The organism is Bradyrhizobium sp. CCBAU 11361 (assembly GCF_028128935.1).
Taxonomy (GTDB): Bacteria; Pseudomonadota; Alphaproteobacteria; order Rhizobiales; family Xanthobacteraceae; genus Bradyrhizobium; species Bradyrhizobium niftali.
Genome location: NZ_LBJZ01000012.1, coordinates 1 through 817, shown reverse-complemented (window position 1 = coordinate 817; position 817 = coordinate 1). Strand labels below are relative to the sequence as shown.

General features: G+C 59.7%; 1 protein-coding gene. It reads left to right on the top strand.

Annotated features, from left to right (window positions below):
* Positions 1-471, top strand: a 471-nt coding sequence (locus XI08_RS05135; protein WP_271573621.1) for a transposase, incomplete at its 5' end; no start/stop codon positions are given.
* Between the last annotated feature and the right edge of the window lie 346 nt (positions 472-817).

The window sequence follows — 817 nt, the reverse complement described above, 5'->3', positions numbered from 1 at the left end:
GTCGATGACCAGATCGCCAAGCTCGACAAGAAGCTCATGCAACTCCACCGGAGTAACGAGATGAGCCGACGGTTGGCGGCTATTCCGGGCGTCGGTCCGATCGGTGCGACGCTGCTGTCAATCAAGGTCGTGGATGCACGCGGGTTCAAGTCGGCAAGAAACTTTGCCGCCTGGCTCGGCCTGACACCAAAGAATCACTCGACGGCTGGAAAGAACAGGCTCGGCGTGATTACACGCGCCGGCGACGGCATGTTGCGAACCGTTTTGGTGGCTGGCGCGACGGCTGTGATCGCCGATATGCGCCGACGGGAAAACCGCTCCTGGCCATGGCTGAAAGACATCATTGCACGTAAGCCGCCGAAGCTGGTGGCCATAGCGTTGGCAAACAAACTAGCGCGGATTGCCTGGAAACTGATGGTCAGCGGCGAGCGGTATCGACCTGCAAGCAACGTCGTGCCGATGCCGACATAGACTTGAACGAAATGCAGCGCTTGGCGCCAGACCGGCAGGTTTGACGCTGGGGGCGGAACTTGCAGGACAGGAAGAGGTGGTACGTTCGGCGCAAGCCGGTCAGTGGAATGCTCCGCTCGGTTTACCGGCAGAAAATGCCGCTCTCGTGTTTGGATCTCACTGTCCGCGAAGCCCATCTTGGCCGGTGGTCGCAAGACCCGAAAACAGGCCGGACATATGAGCGCAAGCGATCCGAGCATGCTGCCAGAGCCAATCCTTGCAAGTCGGGGGCCAATGGTATGGACCCCGCCCTTGCTGCGGTGGAATCTCGAACGTCAACTGCAGTGAAGGAGGATGTCATGCAGGT